General features: G+C 29.9%; 1 protein-coding gene. It reads left to right on the forward strand.

The annotated features are described in order from the left end of the window. The first annotated feature begins 268 nt into the window (after positions 1-268). Entirely contained in the window at positions 269-595 is a 327-nt protein-coding gene (locus A6E03_RS07210) for a hypothetical protein (RefSeq protein WP_065600522.1), read from the forward strand. Positions 596-608 lie beyond the last annotated feature (13 nt).

Consider the following 608-nt stretch of genomic DNA (forward strand, 5'->3'; position numbering starts at 1 on the left):
TTGATGCATTTGTTACACGAACTTTAACAACACTTTTATTACTTTCTAAAGTACTACCTTACCGAAAATTAAAATGAAAAAGATATATTAGTTAATAAAAATGCTTTTAACCACAAAAGGACTGCGATTCATCATACTTGTCGTTACCATAAAAATTATTACATATCATATAAGTATACAATCGAATACTATCGGCGGCCAAAATTTTATTCTCCATATGGAGAATGTTAAATAATTATATTTAAAGTAATTGGTTAGAGACATTTAGATGATAAAAAAGATTATACCTTTAATTGTTATTGTTATTCTTTTTGGTTGCGGCGGTTCTGATGGAAGTTCAAAAGACTCTTTAAACCCTCCGAAAGAGCCTATTTCAACGGAAACAATAAACAACATATCAAAAATATTAAACGTTCCATATAATCTCGTTGAAACAGTTTGTATGGATAAAGCTTTTAAATGCAGTGGTAATAGTACCATTGATGTCTACTCAACAGATCACCTTATTTCTATAACATCTGATGATGAGGGATACTTCTGGAATGGTGCACAATTCACGATTAAGAACAATAAACAGTTAGACCTAACAATGTAGTGGTCAAGTAAAA

It is taken from the genome of Aliivibrio sp. 1S128 (assembly GCF_001691065.1).
Classification (GTDB): Bacteria; Pseudomonadota; Gammaproteobacteria; order Enterobacterales; family Vibrionaceae; genus Aliivibrio.